A 14,484-nucleotide genomic window follows, 5' to 3' on the forward strand; every position below is an offset into this window, starting at 1 on the left:
CCAGGCGCGCCGCACGCACGCCATGGGCCCCGGATGAGGGGTGAGGACCCGTTCTACCGGAAGTCGGTTCCGGCGACGAGTGGGAATTGATCGGCATGGCCTCCGCGTGGTCCGGCCTTGGTGTGCCGGCCTGGTGGAGGCCCGGGGATCGCCCGTTATCCGATTTTGACACAACGGGAACCCTGCCCGGGGGTGTCCGGATGGCAAGATGCACAGATCACACACGGTGGCGGTACTCGATGGCGTGTGCCATGTCCACTGCACGACCCCCTCACTTCCGCAGGAGGACACAGCGATGACCGCATGTACGACCCGGCGTTCGGCCGCTCTCACTCGTCTCACCGCGGTCGCCGCCATAGCGGTCGCCGGCACTCTGGTACTGACCGGATGCGGCGACCAGACCAAGAAGGACAAGCCCGCGAACACCGTCACCCCTAGTGGGACGGGGTCCTCGGCGACCTCGGCGGTCGCCCCGCTCTTCTCGAAGCTCCCCCAGAAGTACCAGGACTCCAAGACGATCAAGGTCGGCACGGACGCCTCGTACGCGCCGATGGAGCAGACCGAGAACGGCAAGATCGTCGGCATCGACCCGGACATCGCGGACGCGCTGGCCAAGCAGCTCGGCGTCACCTTCACGTTCACCAACGGCAAGTTCGACGGCCTGATCACCTCCATCTACACCGGCCGCTCGGACATCGTGATGTCCGCTATGAGCGACACGAAGGCCCGCCAGGGCGGTCTGGACGACAAGGGCAAGAAGATCGGCAAGGGCGTCGACTTCGTCGACTACTACACCTCCGGTTCCTCCCTGCTGGTGAAGAAGGGCAACCCGAAGGGCGTCAAGTCCCTGGCCGACGTGTGCGGGCAGACCGTGGCCGTCCAGCGCGGCACGATCTACGACGACGCGTTCGAGGCCCAGAAGAAGGAGTGCGGCTCCAAGGGTCTGACGATCCAGAAGTTCGACACCGACTCCGAGGCGCAGACCCGGGTGAAGGCGGGCGGCGCGGTCGCCGACCTCAACGACACGCCGGTGGCCGCGTACATCGCGCAGAAGTCCGGCAACGGCAACGACTTCGAGGTCGCGGGCTCCCCCGCCGACGCCGGTCCGTTCGGCATCGCGGTCAGCAAGGACAACACGCAGCTCAGGGACGCGCTGAAGGCGGCCATGGACGCGATCATCGCGGACGGCACCTACGCGCAGGTGCTGCAGAAGTGGAACGCGAGCAGCGGCGCCATCGCGTCGGCCGCGATCAACGGCGGTTCCTGACGTGGCATCGGGCACACCGACCCCCTTCGAGAAACCGTCGGGCGACACCCCGCCGCAGGACGCCCCGCCCCGGGACACCCCGCCGCAGGACCCGCTGCGGAAGGACACACGGCCGGCCACGCCGTACGAGGCCATCCGCGCGGTCCCGGTACGGCACTACGGGCGCTGGGTCAGCGCCGTCGTGGTGGTCGTGCTGCTGGGGTGGCTGGTCTACGCGTTCTCGCAGGGTGATGTCATCTGGGGCACGGTCGGGGACAAGGTCTTCGACCAGCAGGTGCTCAAGGGTCTGTGGCACACCGTCCTGATCAGTGTGTGCTCGATGGCGCTCGGCCTGGTGCTGGGCGTGCTCTTCGCGGTCATGCGGCTGTCGAAGAACCCGGTGACGGGGGCGGTGTCCTGGCTGTACATCTGGTTCTTCCGGGGCACCCCGGTGTACGTGCAGCTCCTGATGTGGTTCAACCTGTCGCTGATCTTCCCGGTGATCAACCTCGGGCCGATCTACAAGAACGACACCGTCGCCGTCATGACCCCCTTCGTGGCCGCCCTGCTGGGCCTCGGCCTCAACGAGGGCGCGTACATGGCGGAGATCGTGCGGGCCGGCATCCAGTCGGTGGACGAGGGCCAGACCGAGGCGGCGCACGCGCTCGGCATGACCGGCGGCAGGACCATGCGGCGGATCGTGCTGCCGCAGGCGATGCGCGTGATCATCCCGCCGACCGGCAACGAGTTCATCAACATGCTGAAGACCTCCTCGCTGGTGTCGGTGGTGCAGTACACCGAAGTGCTGCGCGCCACCTCCGACATCGGGTCCGACTCCGGCGCCGTGATGGAGATGCTGTTCGTGGCCTCCGTCTGGTACCTGGTGCTGACCAGCGTGTTCAGCGTCGGCCAGTTCTATCTGGAACGGCGTTACGCGCGTGGCTCGCTGCGGAGTCTGCCGCTCACGCCGTGGCAGAAGGTCATGTCCAACCTGTCCACCCTGCGCCGACCGAAGGTGGCCTGATGAGCGTCCAGCCGATGGTGAAGTCGGAGGCCGTCCACAAGTCGTTCGGCGCCGCGCACATTCTCAAGGGCATCGACCTGGAGGTCGCGCCCCGCGAGGTGTTCTGTCTGATCGGTCCCTCCGGTTCCGGCAAGTCCACCTTCCTGCGGTGCATCAACCACCTGGAACAGATCAACGCCGGGCGGCTGTGGGTCGACGGCGAGCTGGTCGGCTACCGGCAGCAGGGCGACCGGCTGCACGAGTTGCGGGACCGCGAGGTCGCGGCCAAGCGCCGGGACATCGGGATGGTCTTCCAGCGGTTCAATCTCTTCCCGCACATGACGGCGATCGAGAACGTCATGGAGGGTCCGGTCCAGGTCAAGCGGGAGCCCAAGGCGGTGGCGCGGGAGCGCGCCGTACGGCTGCTCGACCGGGTCGGCCTCGGCGACAAGGCGGCGAACTACCCGTCGCAGCTCTCCGGCGGGCAGCAGCAGCGGGTGGCCATCGCGCGGGCGCTGGCCATGGAGCCGAAGCTGATGCTGTTCGACGAGCCGACGTCGGCGCTCGACCCGGAGCTGGTCGGCGACGTCCTCGACGTGATGCGGGGGCTGGCCGAGGACGGCATGACGATGATCGTGGTCACGCACGAGATGGGGTTCGCCCGTGAGGTGGGCGACGCTCTGGTCTTCATGGACGACGGTGTCGTCGTCGAGTCGGGTCATCCCCGGGAGGTGCTGGGCAATCCGCAGCACGAGCGCACGAGGGCCTTTCTATCAAAGGTACTGTGACGCGACGCGGGACCACAAGGGGGTACGGGCCTCGGGCCCGTACCCCCTCCGTCGTACGCCCGGCGTCAACTCCCGCGCGATCAGGGCTACTTGAGGCCGAGCACGAGGGCGTCGCTGGGCGAACTCCACACGCCCCGGGCCTCGGAGAAGCCCGCCTCGCGCAGTGTGCGCGCGTGCCATTCGAGCGGCGGGGTGTCGCCGTCGGCGTGCTCGCCGTAGATCTCGAACCGTCTGGCGGTGGGCTCGGCGAGCACCGGGTCGGCGGCGGCGAGCTGCCACCACTGGCTCCAGTCCAGGGCGCCCTCGGCCTTGGCCCGGTCCATCCGGGCGTGCCGCTGCGCGCGGTCGGCCGCGTTGAGGACGGGGGTCGCCGGGTCCGGCATGTGGTCGGCGTTGAGGAAGACCCCGCCCTCGCGCACGAGTCCGGCGAGCTGCCCGTACAGCGTCCGGAGCGCGTCGCTGTGCAGCCAGTGCAGCGCGGTCGCGGTGAGCACGGCGTCGTACGAGTCGTGCGGCAGCTTCTCGGTCCAGCGCGGGTCCTTGAGGTCGGCGGTCACAAGGGTGACCCTGTCGTCCCCGGCGAAGGAACCGGCCGCGATGGCGAGCAGCGCGGGGTCCAGGTCGACGCCGGTGCTCCTGGCTGCCGGGAACCTCCGGAGCAGCCGGTCCGTGATACTTCCGGTACCGCACGCGAGGTCCAGCACCCTGGGCGCGGTGCCGACCAGTGCCTCGACCATGTCCAGCATCACCCGAAAGCGTTCCTCGCGGTCGGGCATGTACCACTCCTGCTGGCGGTCCCAGCTCCGCTGCCAGTCCTGCCAGACACTCTCCGTCGCCACAGCCACACCAGCCTCCGTTTCGTAATACCCTGATAGCCCGTTCAGCCATTACCGAGACTAGACCGCCCCCAGTAAGGACCACAAGTGGAACTGGCTTATTACTCGGAATACGCCGTGCGCCTCGTGAACACCGAGGAGCCCAAGCGCGGCACGGACGCGCTGACCTCGGTCGAGGCCGTACGGGAGTTGATCGGCGCCGGTACGCAGGCCGCCGCGCGGGCGGTCGACGCCGATGTGGCCCGGCTGCGGGCGGTACGTATCCGGCTGCGCGGGATCTTCGAGGCCGCCGACGAGGGCGACGAGGTCCGGGCGGTGGACCTGCTCAACGCGCTGATGCTGGAGTTCCCGGTCAGCCCGCAGATCTCCGGGCACGACTATCCGGACGACGCCACGGGACGCCCCGACTGGCACATGCACCTGGCCGACCACGCGGCGAACGCCGGCGCGTCGTACTCGGCCACCGCCTGCATGGGCCTGGCCGTCCAGCTCACCACGCTCGGCGTCGACCGGCTCGGCATCTGCGAGGCCGCGCCGTGCCGCAACGCGTACGTGGACACGTCGACCAACCGCTCCCGGCGCTACTGCTCCGACCGGTGCGCCACCCGCGCCAACGTCGCGGCCTACCGGGCCCGCAAGCGCCTGGAGAACGACCGGTCGGGCCGCAGCAGCCGCACGCAGGACGCCGCCCAGGAGGCCGCCCCCGCCACCGACCGCTGAACCTCGCCCGGTGGCCGGAACCGGCCCCGCGCACGTGCCATGACCAGCTCGTCGGGCACCGCGCCGAACTCCCGGCTGTCGTTCTCGACGAACGTGTTGTCGCCCAGCACCCACCAGCCGCCCTCGCGCCGCTCCACGGCACGCTTGACGATCAGCAGGTCCTGCTGCAACGGGTGCCGCAGCACCACCACGTCGCCCTCACGCACCTGCTCGGCGCCACTGGCGATCCGCTGGATCAGCAGCCAGTCCCCGTGCAGCAGCGTGGGTGCCATCGACGGACCAGTGACCTCGACCAACTGCCACGACAGCCTGGCCCCCTGCTCCCGCATCCTGCGCCTCCTGGTTCGTTCCTCCACCGACCCCAGAGTGGCACCAGACTTTTGTCCTAAGCCACCTGGGGCACCCGAGAAAACGACTCTCCCAGGGAGTAATCTCCCACGTGGAAAGACGATCACGAGGAAGGACAGCCATGTTCACTCGCCTGTTCGCGCCCAAGGTCAAGGTCAGCGCCCACTGCGACCTGCCCTGCGGCGTATACGACCCTGCCCAGGCCCGCATCGAGGCCGAGTCCGTCAAGGCGGTCCAGGAGAAGTACCAGGCCAACGAGGACGCGGACTTCCGCACCCGTGCCGTTCTGATCAAGGAGCAGCGCGCGGAGCTGGCCAAGCACCACGTCTCGGTGCTCTGGAGCGACTACTTCAAGCCCCCGCACTTCGAGAAGTACCCGGAGCTGCACCAGCTCGTCAACGACACCCTCAAGGCGCTCAGCGCGGCGAAGGCGTCGAACGACCCGGCGACCGGACAGAAGGCCCTGGACTACATCGCCCAGATCGACAAGATCTTCTGGGAGACCAAGCAGGCCTGACCCCCCGGTTCACCCCGGAGCGTCAACCGCCCGCGCCCGGCCGTCACCCATACGGCCGAGCGCGGGCGTTTTTCTAGTCCCCGTCATCATTCAAGAATGTGGCGTGCGCCACAGCGATGTGCTGTCACATCGTGCCGTCCGGCGCACTCTTATGTAGCGCCGGAGGAAACCGGCACGATCACAGAACGTCCCCGTCCGTCAGGTCCCCCGTACCGGCGGACGGGGGCTTTTTGTCTCGGGGCGCCCGCTCACAGGACGTCGGCCAGCTCCTGGAGCAGCCGCCGCTTGGGGCGCGCGCCGACCAGCACCTTGACCGGCTCGCCCGCGCGGAACAGCAGCAGCGTGGGCATCGACATCACGCCGTACGCGGCCTGGGTCGCCGGGTTGGTGTCGACGTCGAGCTGGACGATCCGCAGCCGGTGCGACTCCTCGGCGGCGATCTCGGCCAGCACCGGGGCGATCATCCGGCACGGCGGGCACCAGTCGGCGGTGAAGTCGACCAGGACGGGCAGGTCGGAGCCGAGCACCTCGGCGGCGAAGGTCGCGTCGGTGACGGCGGGGACGGATGTGGCGGTACTGGTCATGGTGAATCCCTTTCACTGACGGACAGTTCGCACATCGGCTCGGCGGCGTTCCCCACCCCGCCCGGCCCGGCCTCCAGCTCCGCGCGGGCGAGCTGGGCGGCGACCTGGGCCCGTACCTCCTGGAGCCGGTCGACGACCGCGTCCAGCTCGGCGAGCTTGCGCCGGTAGACCTCCAGCGAGGCGGCGCAGGTGTCCCCCGCCGGGTGCCCGGCGCGCAGGCAGTCCACGAACGGCCGGGTCTCCTCCAGGCCGAAGCCGAAGTCCTGGAGCACCCGGATCTGCTCCAGCAGCCGCAGATGCTCCTCGTCGTACGACCGGTACCCGTTGCCCGACCGGTCGGCCGGCGGCAGCAGGCCCAGGGACTCGTAGTAGCGGAGGGTCCGGGTGGTGGTGCCCGCCCGTTCCGCGAGTTCGCCGATGCGCATACGGACGACGTTAGACCTTGACGTACGCGTCAAGGCCAGGACGATTTCCGGCCGCGCTGGCAAAAAGTTCCAAGATTTACGTCCAGGTGGTTGCTTACTGCCAGTCCGGCTCGACAGGCTGCGCGGAGCAGTTTCTTGACGTACCCCCGACAGTTTTGCCCCGCACATCCCCGCATACGCCCCCGGATGACAGCCCCACCACGCAGACCCACGCACACGCGAGGAGCACGGATGCACCGCCCGCTCAGACAACCGCGCAGCCGCAGAACCCTCACCGTGGCCGCCGCGCTCTCCCTGCTGGCCGGCCTCTCGGTGACCGCCGTCACCACGACCTCCGCCACGGCGGACGACCCGCGGACCGCCCGGCAGGCGGAATTCACCGCGGCGGCCCACGAGTTCGGCGTACCGCTGCCCGTACTGGAAGCCGTGTCGTTCTACGAGACCCGGTGGGAGGCACACGCCGGGCAGTCCAACGCCGAGGCCGGATACGGCCCGATGAACCTGACGAACCTCACCGCCGGGGAACTCGACGCGGACGGCCTGACCACCCAGTCGCCGCGCTACGCCGACCTGTTGAAGGCCCCAGCCGAGCACACCGCCGCCGTCGCGGCCGGACTCCTCGGCACCGACACCGCCGCCGTGCAGAGCGACGAGACCCTGAACATCCGCGGCGGCGCCGCGCTGCTCGCCTCGTACGCCAAGGGCTACGGCCGCGGCAGGCTGCCGCGTGACATCGACGGCTGGTACGCCGCCGCCGCCCGCTACAGCCAGTCGACCGAGAACAAGGTCGCGCAGACCTTCGCCGACGGCGTGTGGGACACGATGCGCGCCGGCGCGACCCGCACCACGCAGGACGGCCAGCACATCACCCTCGCGCCGACCGGGCACCTGCGCCCGAACCGCGACGACGTGCGCAAGCTGGGCCTGAAGGAGGTCACTCCGCCCAAGAGCTCTCGGAAGCCGGAGTGCCCCACGTCGCTGAACTGCGACTTCATACCCGGCGCGTACACCCTGCTCGACCCGTCGGACCTGGCGGACTACGGCAGCCACGACCTCGCCGACCGTCCCCACGGCAACCTCGACGTCCGCTACATCACGCTGCACAGCACCGACGAGACGTACGACGGCACGCTCGACCTCTTCCGCGACCCGACCTACGCGGCGGGCGCGCACTACGTCGTCCGCTCGCAGGACGGCCACGTCACGCAGATGATCCCCACCAAGGACATCGCGTGGGACAGCGCGAACCGCTCCTTCTACCAGCACTCGATCGGCATCGAGCAGGAGGGCTGGGCGACGCACGGCGCGAGCTGGTACAGCGAGAACCTGTACCGCTCCACCGCCCAGCTCGTGCGCTACCTCGCGGCGAAGTACGACATCCCGCTGGACCGCGCGCACATCCTCGGCCACGACAACATCCCCGGCGGCACCGAGAGCGGCGTCGCCACCCAGCACTGGGACCCCGGACCCGGCTGGGACTGGGAGCACTTCTTCGACCTGCTCGGCGCGCCGATCCGCGCGACCGCCAAGCCGGGCAGCGCCGTCGTCGCCATCAAGCCGGGCTACGCGCGCAACAAGCAGACCACCACGTACTGCGACGACGTGCAGGGCTACAAGCAGTTCCCCGGCCCGTACCGCGCCTTCGACTGCCCGGTGACGTCCACCGACACGCCGTCGAGCTTCGTACCGCTCCACACCGCGCCCAGCACGAGCGCGCCGCTGGTCGCCGACCCGTATCTGCACCCGGACGGCAGCGCGGGCACCACCGCGATGAACGACTGGGGCGACAAGGCACCGGCCGGTGAGCAGTACGTCGTCGCCGAGCGCAGGCCCGGCTGGACCGCGATCTGGTGGGGCGGCACCGAGGCCTGGCTCCAGGACTCCGCGCAACACCCGGCCACCGTCCCGGTGAAGGCGTCCCGCATCGTCCCCAAGGCCGGGAAGACCTCGATCCCGGTATACACCACGGCCTACCCCGAAGCCTCCGTCTACCCGCCGGACTTCGTGGCCTTCGAGGGCGGCGTCGCCCCCCGCGCCCAGCTCGCCCGCGCCAAATACACCATCCCGGCCGGCCAGTCCTACGTCTCCGCCGGCCCCGCCGAGTACACCGACTCCTACTTCGCCATCTACTACGACGGCTCCGCCCCCTACGACCAGCACGATTTCGTCGGCACGACCAAGGTGTACGAGATCGTCTACAACCACCGCGTCGCCTTCGTGAACGCGGCCGACGTCGACGTCATCCCGGCCCACTAGCATGGCTTGCAGCCCGCCCTGTCCGAGCGCGCAGTTCCCCGCCCGGGCAGGCCGGCTTCTTCCGGCGCGCGGAGAACTGCGCCACCAGCCCCCACCGGCCGGTGGTCCGGCGACCACCGAACTGCCCCACCGGGGCGGGCGGTGACCTGCGGAAGCGTCGTGGCTTGTCGCGCAGTTCCCCGCGCCCCTCAAAGGATCGGCTCGCCGTCCGGACGAAAGACGGTGCGCCCCGTCAGGGGCGCGGGGAACTGCGCGGCCCGCCCCCACCGGGCCGGTGGTCCGGTGACAACCGAACTGCCCCGCCGGGGCGGGCGGTGACCTGCGGAAGCGTCGTGGCTTGTCGCGCAGTTCCCCGCGCCCCTTAAAAGATCGGCTCGCCGTCCGGACGAAAGACGGTGCGCCCCGTCAGGGGCGCGGGGAACTGCGCGGCCAGCCCCCACCGGCGGGTGGTCCGGCGACAACCGGACTGGCCCGGCGGGGCGGGCGGCACCACCGGGGTCAGCCGGTGCGGTCGCCCTCCAGGGCGGCGTGTGTGACGCGCAGGGCGCGGCTGGATGTGTCGAAGGTGCGCTGGGCGACGCAGACGAAGAAGCAGTCGACAACGACCAGTTGGCTGATGCGGCTGGCCATGGCACCGGGACGGAACGTCGTCTCCCGGCCCGCCGAGACGAGAATGAAATCGGCGAGCCGGGCGGCGGTGGACAGCGGGTGGTTGGTGATCACCACGGTCGTCGCGCCCTCGGCGGCGGCGCGCCGCAGCGGCGCGAGGACGTCACGGCTCTCGCCGGAGTGCGAGACGGCGAGGAAGACGTCCCCCGCCCCCAGGAGCACGGCGCTGGTGAGCGCCGACTGGGAGTCGCCGTGGGCGTGACAGGGCCGCCCGATACGCGCGAGCTTCTGCTGGAGGTCCTGGGCGACGAGGCCGGACGCCCCGACCCCGGCTATGTGGAGTTGCCCGCCGCCGCAGACGGCCTTCACGGCGCCCGCGAGCTGCTCGGGATCGAGCTGCGTGGCGGTCTCCAGCACCGCCTGCGACTCGGTGTGCACGAGCTTGGCGATCACCTCGGCGGGCGAGTCGTCCTCGGTGATCCCGGAGGTCAGCGTGGAGCGCGGCGCCTGCCGCGCGGCGGACGCGGCCAGCGCCAGCCGCAGCTCGGGGTATCCGGCGAAGCCCAGCGCCCGCGCGGTGCGGACGATCGACGACTCACTGGTGCCCGCCAGGGCGCTCAGCTCGGAGATCGTGCTGCGCGCGACCTGCGCCGGATCCTCCACGATCAGCGAGGCGATCCTGGCGGCGGCCGGGGTGAGCGAGGGCAGCAGCCCCCGCACCGTGGCGGTGAGCGCGTCACCGGCGTCACTGGCCGCAGTGACGCTGGCTGCTCTGGTGGCCGGTCGTCCCGGGACTTTTTCGTGCACGGGGAAAGAATGCACCGTGAATCCTCCGCGTGGGACCTGCCGGGAGGATTCTCTTGTGCCGCCAGGGGATCGTCGCGGCACCCGGCCGCCCCCGGCGAATGTCACACGTCCGGGTGACAATGTCGGCGTGACCCTACCGCCGCCCGCCGCCCCGGAATCCGCCGGCTCCGGTGCCGCCGACCCGCTGGACGCCCGGCTGCCGTCGCCGCTCGTCGAGGTGGCGGACGAGCGCCTGGCCGCCCGCGGGGTCCGGCTCGCGCTCAAGCGGGACGACCTGATCCACCCCGACCTGCCGGGCAACAAATACCGCAAGCTGCGGCTGAATCTGGCCGCGGCGGCCGAGGCCGGGCACACCACGCTGCTCACCTTCGGCGGCGCCTACTCCAACCACCTGCGGGCGACGGCGGCGGCCGGTCGCCTGCTCGGTTTCCGCACCGTCGGCGTCGTGCGCGGCGACGAACTGGCCGACCGGCCGCTCAACCCCTCGCTGGCACGGGCCGCGGCCGACGGGATGCGACTGGAATTCGTCGACCGGGCCACGTACCGCCGCAAGGCCGAGCCCGAGACGCTGGCCGCGCTCACCGACCGGTTCGGGCCCGCCTATGTGCTGCCCGAGGGCGGCAGCAACGCGCTGGCGGCCGTCGGCGCCGCCGAGCTGGGGCGCGAGCTGGACGGCGAGGCCGACGTGGTGGCGGTCGCCGTCGGTACCGGCGGCACCCTGGCCGGGCTCGCGGCCGGGCTCGGCCGGGCGGAGGCGATCGGCTTCCCCGTCCTGCGCGGCGGCGGCTTCCTGGCCGCCGAGGTGCTGCGGCTCCAGGAGGAGGCGTTCGGCGGCCGACGCGGTCGGTGGCGCCTCGACGACCGCTTCCACCACGGCGGCTACGCCCGTACCACCCCCGAACTCGACGCCTTCGCCGCCGACTTCGCCGCCCGGCACGGACTGCGCCCCGAGCCGGTCTACGTGGCGAAGATGCTGCACGGCGTCCACTCCCTGGCCGAGGAGGGCGTCTTCCCGCCGGGCACCCGGGTGGCCGCGGTGATCACGGGCACCGACCCCGGAGGGACCGCATGATCATCGAGAGGGCGTACGCCCACATCCCCGCCGCCGAGGGCGACGACGAGTTCCGCGGGGACCGCTGGCCGTGGTCGGTCCCGGCCGTCGCCGGGCTGCTGCGCGACGGGCTGCGCTTCACCGCGCCCGTCACCTTCCTGGTCGGTGAGAACGGCTCGGGCAAGTCCACGCTGGTCGAGGCCATCGCCGAGGGCTTCGGCCTGGACCCGCACGGCGGCCGGGCGGGCTACCGCTACGTCTCGGACCGCCCCCGCTCCCCGCTCGGCGAGCGCATCCGCTTCGACACCACGGCGGCGGGCGGCCGGATGCTCGGCGGGCCGCGTACCGGCCGCCGCGGCTTCTTCCTGCGCGCCGAGACCGCGATGGACGCGCTCGGCCGCGAATTCCTGCCGGTGGAGTCCATGAGCCACGGCGAGGGCTTCCTGCTCGCCTTCCGGGAGCGCTTCAGCCACCCGGTGGGCCTGTACGTGCTGGACGAGCCGGAGTCCGCGCTGTCGTTCACGGCCTGTCTGCACCTGGTGGGCCTCATGCACGAGCTGGGCCGCTCCGGCGCGCAGATCATCTGCGCCACCCACTCCCCGCTGCTCACCGCGACCCCCGACGCGGCCATCCTGGAGGTGGGCGAGCGCGGTGTGCGCGAGACGGCCTGGGAGGACCTGGCGATCGTCGACCACTGGCGTCGCTATCTGGCCGACCCCCGCGCTTACCTGCGTCACATCATCGAGCCGTAACCTGGTGGCATGATCCGCACCGCGACCCCGGACGACGTCCCCGTGATCCACGCGCTGATCCGCGAACTCGCCGAGTACGAGCGGGCGCTGGAGGAGGCGCGGGCCACGCAGGAGCAGTTGCACGCGGCCCTGTTCGGCCCCGACGCGGTGGCGCACGCGCTGATCGCCGAGGAGCCCGCGAAGCCCGCGGCGGACGGTGCGGGCGACGGCTCAAGCGAGGGCGAGGGCGAGGGCGCGGGCTCGGACTCGGACTCGGGCGCGGGCACCGTGGTCGGTTTCGCGCTGTGGTTCCGGAACTTCTCCACCTGGACCGGCACCCCCGGCCTCTACCTGGAGGATCTGTACGTACGCCCGCAGGCGCGCGGCGGCGGGCACGGCAAGGCGCTGCTGGCCGCGCTCGCGGCGGTCTGCGTGGAGCGCGGCTACGAGCGCTTCGAGTGGGCGGTCCTCGACTGGAACGAGAAGGCGCTGGGCGTCTACCGCTCCATCGGCGCCCGCCCGCAGGACGAGTGGACCGTACAGCGGCTTTCCGGCCCGGCGCTGGCCGAACTGGCCGCGCTGGCGCACGCTCGGTGAACCGGGCGGATTCTCATGCGAATTGAGTCGGCAGACCACTACCCACGGTCCGTGCTCGTGCGCTTACCATGGGTGACAGAGATACGGATACCGTACCGTTCCCCTACCGTGCGCCGTCCGGGCGACAGCGGGGTACGGATCGCGATAGCGTCGCTGCGAACCAGAGCAATCACTGTGTGCCACCGTGGAGGTGAGGGTGTCCCAGATCGCAGGCGAGCCCGGGTCGAAGGACTTCGTCGAGGTCCGGCTGCCCGCGGCGGGAGCCTATCTGTCAGTGCTGCGCACGGCCACGGCCGGACTCGCGGCACGGCTGGACTTCACCCTCGACGAGATCGAGGATCTGCGGATCGCCGTGGACGAGGCGTGCGCGATCCTGTTGCAGCAAGCCGTCCCCGGGTCCGTGCTGAGCTGTGTCTTCCGGCTCGTCGGGGACTCGTTGTGGGTGACCGTCTCCGCGCCCACCACCGACGGCAGGGCGCCGGAGCGGGACACCTTCGCGTGGACGGTGCTGTCGGCACTGGCCGGCGAGGTGGACTCCACCGTCGCCGAGGACAAGACCGTCAGCATCAGCCTCCACAAGAAGCGCGGCGCCGGTCCAGGGCTGTCGTGACTCTCGCGTGCGGGAAGACGGGGAATCGCCATGAGCGCTGAGCTATCCCGGGGTGAAGACCCCGGCACGCCCGCGGGCCACGACGACGCGCACGACGCGCGTCAGTCGCCCGCGGTGCACGGCCGCGCCTCCGTACCGGCCCAACCCGATCCCGCGGGGCCGGCCGGGCGGCGGCACACGGCCAGGCAGCACCCCGAACCCGGCGGGGAGACCCGCACGGACGACCGTATGGACGGAATGGACGCGGCGCAGCAGGCGGAGCAGGCGGACCCCATGGAGCAGCAGGACCAGCGCGAGCAGCCGGAGCGGCCCGGACAGCCCGAGCCGCCCGAGCGACGGGACGCGCCGCCGGAGCAGCAGGCGGAGCCGGCCGGGCCCCCGTCCGCGCGCCAGGAGGCGGAGCCCCGGTCCGACGGGGAAGCCGACCAGGAGCCCGACCGGGGCTCCGACCGCGAGTCCGACCGGGAATCCGACCGCGAGGAGCAGCGGGAGGCGCACGACCCGCACGACCGGGCGGGCGCCCGCGCCCTCTTCGTCGAGCTGAGCAAGCTCCCCGAGGGCTCCAACGAGCGCGCGGAGCTGCGCAATCAGCTCGTACGGATGCATCTGCCGCTGGTCGAGCACCTGGCCAGGCGGTTCCGCAACCGCGGTGAGCCGCTGGACGACCTGACGCAGGTGGCCACGATCGGGCTGATCAAGTCCGTGGACCGGTTCGACGTGGACCGCGGCGTGGAGTTCTCGACGTACGCGACCCCCACCGTGGTCGGCGAGATCAAACGTCACTTCAGGGACAAGGGCTGGGCGGTACGGGTGCCGCGCCGCCTCCAGGAGCTGCGGCTGGCGCTGACCACCGCGACCGGTGAGCTGTCCCAGCGGCACGGGCGGGCGCCGACGGTGCACGAGCTGGCCGAGCACCTGAAGATCTCCGAGGAGGAGGTGCTGGAGGGCCTGGAGTCCGCCAACGCCTACAGCACGCTCTCCCTGGACGTCCCGGACACCGACGACGAGTCGCCCGCCGTCGCCGACACCCTCGGCTCCGAGGACGAGGCGCTGGAGGGCGTGGAGTACCGCGAGTCCCTCAAGCCGCTGCTGGAACAGCTCCCGCCGCGGGAGAAGACGATTCTGCTGCTGCGGTTCTTCGGCAACATGACCCAGTCGCAGATCGCCCAGGAGGTCGGCATCTCGCAGATGCACGTCTCGCGTCTGCTGGCCCGCACGCTGGCCCAGCTCCGGGACAAGCTGCTGATCGAGGAGTAGCCCTCGCCGGGCGGGCGGCCGACGACCAGGCCCGCCCGGGCGACCGGGACCCGCACGCCCGCGAGAGACCGGCCGCGGACCGCCGGGGCGCGCGGTCCG

Annotated in this window: 16 protein-coding genes; 11 read left to right on the forward strand and 5 right to left on the reverse strand. The window is 71.1% G+C overall.

The features are described 5' to 3' along the window. The first annotated feature begins 295 nt into the window (after positions 1–295). From ACIQCJ_RS08455 to ACIQCJ_RS08465, 3 genes are read left to right on the forward strand one after another with little or no spacing between them, the layout of a single operon-like run. Positions 296–1,267 carry an ABC transporter substrate-binding protein gene (locus tag ACIQCJ_RS08455; RefSeq protein WP_355347262.1) on the forward strand — a complete coding sequence of 324 codons (972 nt, stop codon included), beginning with the start codon at positions 296–298 and terminating at the stop codon, positions 1,265–1,267. Between the two features lies 1 nt (position 1,268). After that, positions 1,269–2,270 carry an ABC transporter permease subunit gene (locus ACIQCJ_RS08460; RefSeq protein WP_391044396.1) on the forward strand — a complete coding sequence of 334 codons (1,002 nt, stop codon included), beginning with the start codon at positions 1,269–1,271 and terminating at the stop codon, positions 2,268–2,270. After that, a complete protein-coding gene (locus tag ACIQCJ_RS08465; RefSeq protein WP_355347265.1) occupies positions 2,270–3,037 on the forward strand; it encodes an amino acid ABC transporter ATP-binding protein in 768 nt (255 codons plus the stop codon). The genes ACIQCJ_RS08460 and ACIQCJ_RS08465 overlap by 1 nt, the downstream gene beginning before the upstream one ends. A gap of 86 nt (positions 3,038–3,123) precedes the next feature. Here ACIQCJ_RS08465 and ACIQCJ_RS08470 read toward each other — a convergent pair whose 3' ends face one another. Next, complete coding sequence (locus ACIQCJ_RS08470) at positions 3,124–3,882, reverse strand: methyltransferase domain-containing protein (RefSeq protein ID WP_391044393.1); 759 nt, start codon at positions 3,880–3,882, stop codon at positions 3,124–3,126. 78 nt (positions 3,883–3,960) lie between these two features. Between ACIQCJ_RS08470 and ACIQCJ_RS08475 the strand changes: the two genes are divergently transcribed. Then, a complete protein-coding gene (locus ACIQCJ_RS08475) occupies positions 3,961–4,593 on the forward strand; it encodes a CGNR zinc finger domain-containing protein (RefSeq protein WP_401306459.1) in 633 nt (210 codons plus the stop codon). Here the strand turns inward: ACIQCJ_RS08475 and sodX are convergent. Next, complete coding sequence (gene sodX / locus ACIQCJ_RS08480) at positions 4,497–4,922, reverse strand: nickel-type superoxide dismutase maturation protease (RefSeq protein WP_355347270.1); 426 nt, start codon at positions 4,920–4,922, stop codon at positions 4,497–4,499. The genes ACIQCJ_RS08475 and sodX overlap by 97 nt on opposite strands. A 140-nt stretch (positions 4,923–5,062) precedes the next feature. On the opposite strand from sodX, the gene sodN reads away from it, so the two are divergent. Beyond that, the gene (gene sodN, locus ACIQCJ_RS08485; RefSeq protein WP_355347273.1) at positions 5,063–5,458 is read left to right on the forward strand and encodes a superoxide dismutase, Ni; all 396 of its coding nucleotides are present in this window, start codon (positions 5,063–5,065) and stop codon (positions 5,456–5,458) included. A 248-nt stretch (positions 5,459–5,706) separates the two neighbouring features. Here the strand turns inward: sodN and trxA are convergent, their stop codons facing one another. Together trxA and ACIQCJ_RS08495 are read right to left on the reverse strand one after the other, a co-directional pair. Then, entirely contained in the window at positions 5,707–6,042 is a 336-nt protein-coding gene (gene trxA / locus ACIQCJ_RS08490; protein WP_355347276.1) for a thioredoxin, read from the reverse strand. After that, positions 6,039–6,467 (reverse strand): MerR family transcriptional regulator, encoded by a 429-nt coding sequence (locus tag ACIQCJ_RS08495; RefSeq protein ID WP_391044389.1) that lies wholly within the window; start codon positions 6,465–6,467, stop codon positions 6,039–6,041. The genes trxA and ACIQCJ_RS08495 overlap by 4 nt, the downstream gene beginning before the upstream one ends. Positions 6,468–6,698: 231 nt before the next feature. On the opposite strand from ACIQCJ_RS08495, the gene ACIQCJ_RS08500 reads away from it, so the two are divergent. Next, positions 6,699–8,723, forward strand: coding sequence for an N-acetylmuramoyl-L-alanine amidase (locus ACIQCJ_RS08500; protein ID WP_402711032.1), 2,025 nt, complete (start codon positions 6,699–6,701; stop codon positions 8,721–8,723). 498 nt (positions 8,724–9,221) lie between these two features. On the opposite strand, the gene ACIQCJ_RS08505 is transcribed toward ACIQCJ_RS08500, so the two are convergent. Further along, positions 9,222–10,139 carry a MurR/RpiR family transcriptional regulator gene (locus tag ACIQCJ_RS08505; protein WP_355347285.1) on the reverse strand — a complete coding sequence of 306 codons (918 nt, stop codon included), beginning with the start codon at positions 10,137–10,139 and terminating at the stop codon, positions 9,222–9,224. Between the two features lie 127 nt (positions 10,140–10,266). On the opposite strand from ACIQCJ_RS08505, the gene ACIQCJ_RS08510 reads away from it, so the two are divergent. From ACIQCJ_RS08510 to ACIQCJ_RS08530, 5 genes are all read left to right on the forward strand, one after another. Then, positions 10,267–11,211, forward strand: a complete 945-nt coding sequence (locus ACIQCJ_RS08510) for a 1-aminocyclopropane-1-carboxylate deaminase/D-cysteine desulfhydrase (protein ID WP_402711033.1) — start codon at positions 10,267–10,269, stop codon at positions 11,209–11,211. Further along, positions 11,208–11,942, forward strand: coding sequence for an AAA family ATPase (locus ACIQCJ_RS08515; RefSeq protein ID WP_355347288.1), 735 nt, complete (start codon positions 11,208–11,210; stop codon positions 11,940–11,942). Before ACIQCJ_RS08510 ends, ACIQCJ_RS08515 begins: the two co-directional genes overlap by 4 nt. Before the next feature lie 9 nt (positions 11,943–11,951). Further along, positions 11,952–12,518: a GNAT family N-acetyltransferase gene (locus ACIQCJ_RS08520; RefSeq protein ID WP_402711034.1), complete on the forward strand. Its 567-nt coding sequence runs from the start codon at positions 11,952–11,954 to the stop codon at positions 12,516–12,518. 196 nt (positions 12,519–12,714) lie between these two features. Beyond that, a complete protein-coding gene (locus ACIQCJ_RS08525) occupies positions 12,715–13,128 on the forward strand; it encodes an anti-sigma regulatory factor (protein ID WP_188283433.1) in 414 nt (137 codons plus the stop codon). A gap of 228 nt (positions 13,129–13,356) precedes the next feature. Then, positions 13,357–14,385 (forward strand): SigB/SigF/SigG family RNA polymerase sigma factor, encoded by a 1,029-nt coding sequence (locus ACIQCJ_RS08530; RefSeq protein WP_391044809.1) that lies wholly within the window; start codon positions 13,357–13,359, stop codon positions 14,383–14,385. Positions 14,386–14,484 lie beyond the last annotated feature (99 nt).

It is taken from the genome of Streptomyces sp. NPDC093221 (assembly GCF_044753885.1).
Classification (GTDB): domain Bacteria; phylum Actinomycetota; class Actinomycetes; order Streptomycetales; family Streptomycetaceae; genus Actinacidiphila.

Bases quoted from the DNA above. Each gene is read 5' to 3' on its own strand.
- ACIQCJ_RS08455 (WP_355347262.1), top strand. From the start codon at position 296: ATGACCGCATGTACGACCCGGCGTTCGGCCGCTCTCACTCGTCTCACC.
- ACIQCJ_RS08465 (WP_355347265.1), top strand. From the start codon at position 2,270: ATGAGCGTCCAGCCGATGGTGAAGTCGGAGGCCGTCCACAAGTCGTTC.
- sodX (WP_355347270.1), bottom strand. From the start codon at position 4,922: ATGCGGGAGCAGGGGGCCAGGCTGTCGTGGCAGTTGGTCGAGGTCACT.
- sodN (WP_355347273.1), top strand. From the start codon at position 5,063: ATGTTCACTCGCCTGTTCGCGCCCAAGGTCAAGGTCAGCGCCCACTGC.
- trxA (WP_355347276.1), bottom strand. From the start codon at position 6,042: ATGACCAGTACCGCCACATCCGTCCCCGCCGTCACCGACGCGACCTTC.
- ACIQCJ_RS08495 (WP_391044389.1), bottom strand. From the start codon at position 6,467: ATGCGCATCGGCGAACTCGCGGAACGGGCGGGCACCACCACCCGGACC.
- ACIQCJ_RS08500 (WP_402711032.1), top strand. From the start codon at position 6,699: ATGCACCGCCCGCTCAGACAACCGCGCAGCCGCAGAACCCTCACCGTG.
- ACIQCJ_RS08515 (WP_355347288.1), top strand. From the start codon at position 11,208: ATGATCATCGAGAGGGCGTACGCCCACATCCCCGCCGCCGAGGGCGAC.
- ACIQCJ_RS08520 (WP_402711034.1), top strand. From the start codon at position 11,952: ATGATCCGCACCGCGACCCCGGACGACGTCCCCGTGATCCACGCGCTG.
- ACIQCJ_RS08530 (WP_391044809.1), top strand. From the start codon at position 13,357: ATGGACGGAATGGACGCGGCGCAGCAGGCGGAGCAGGCGGACCCCATG.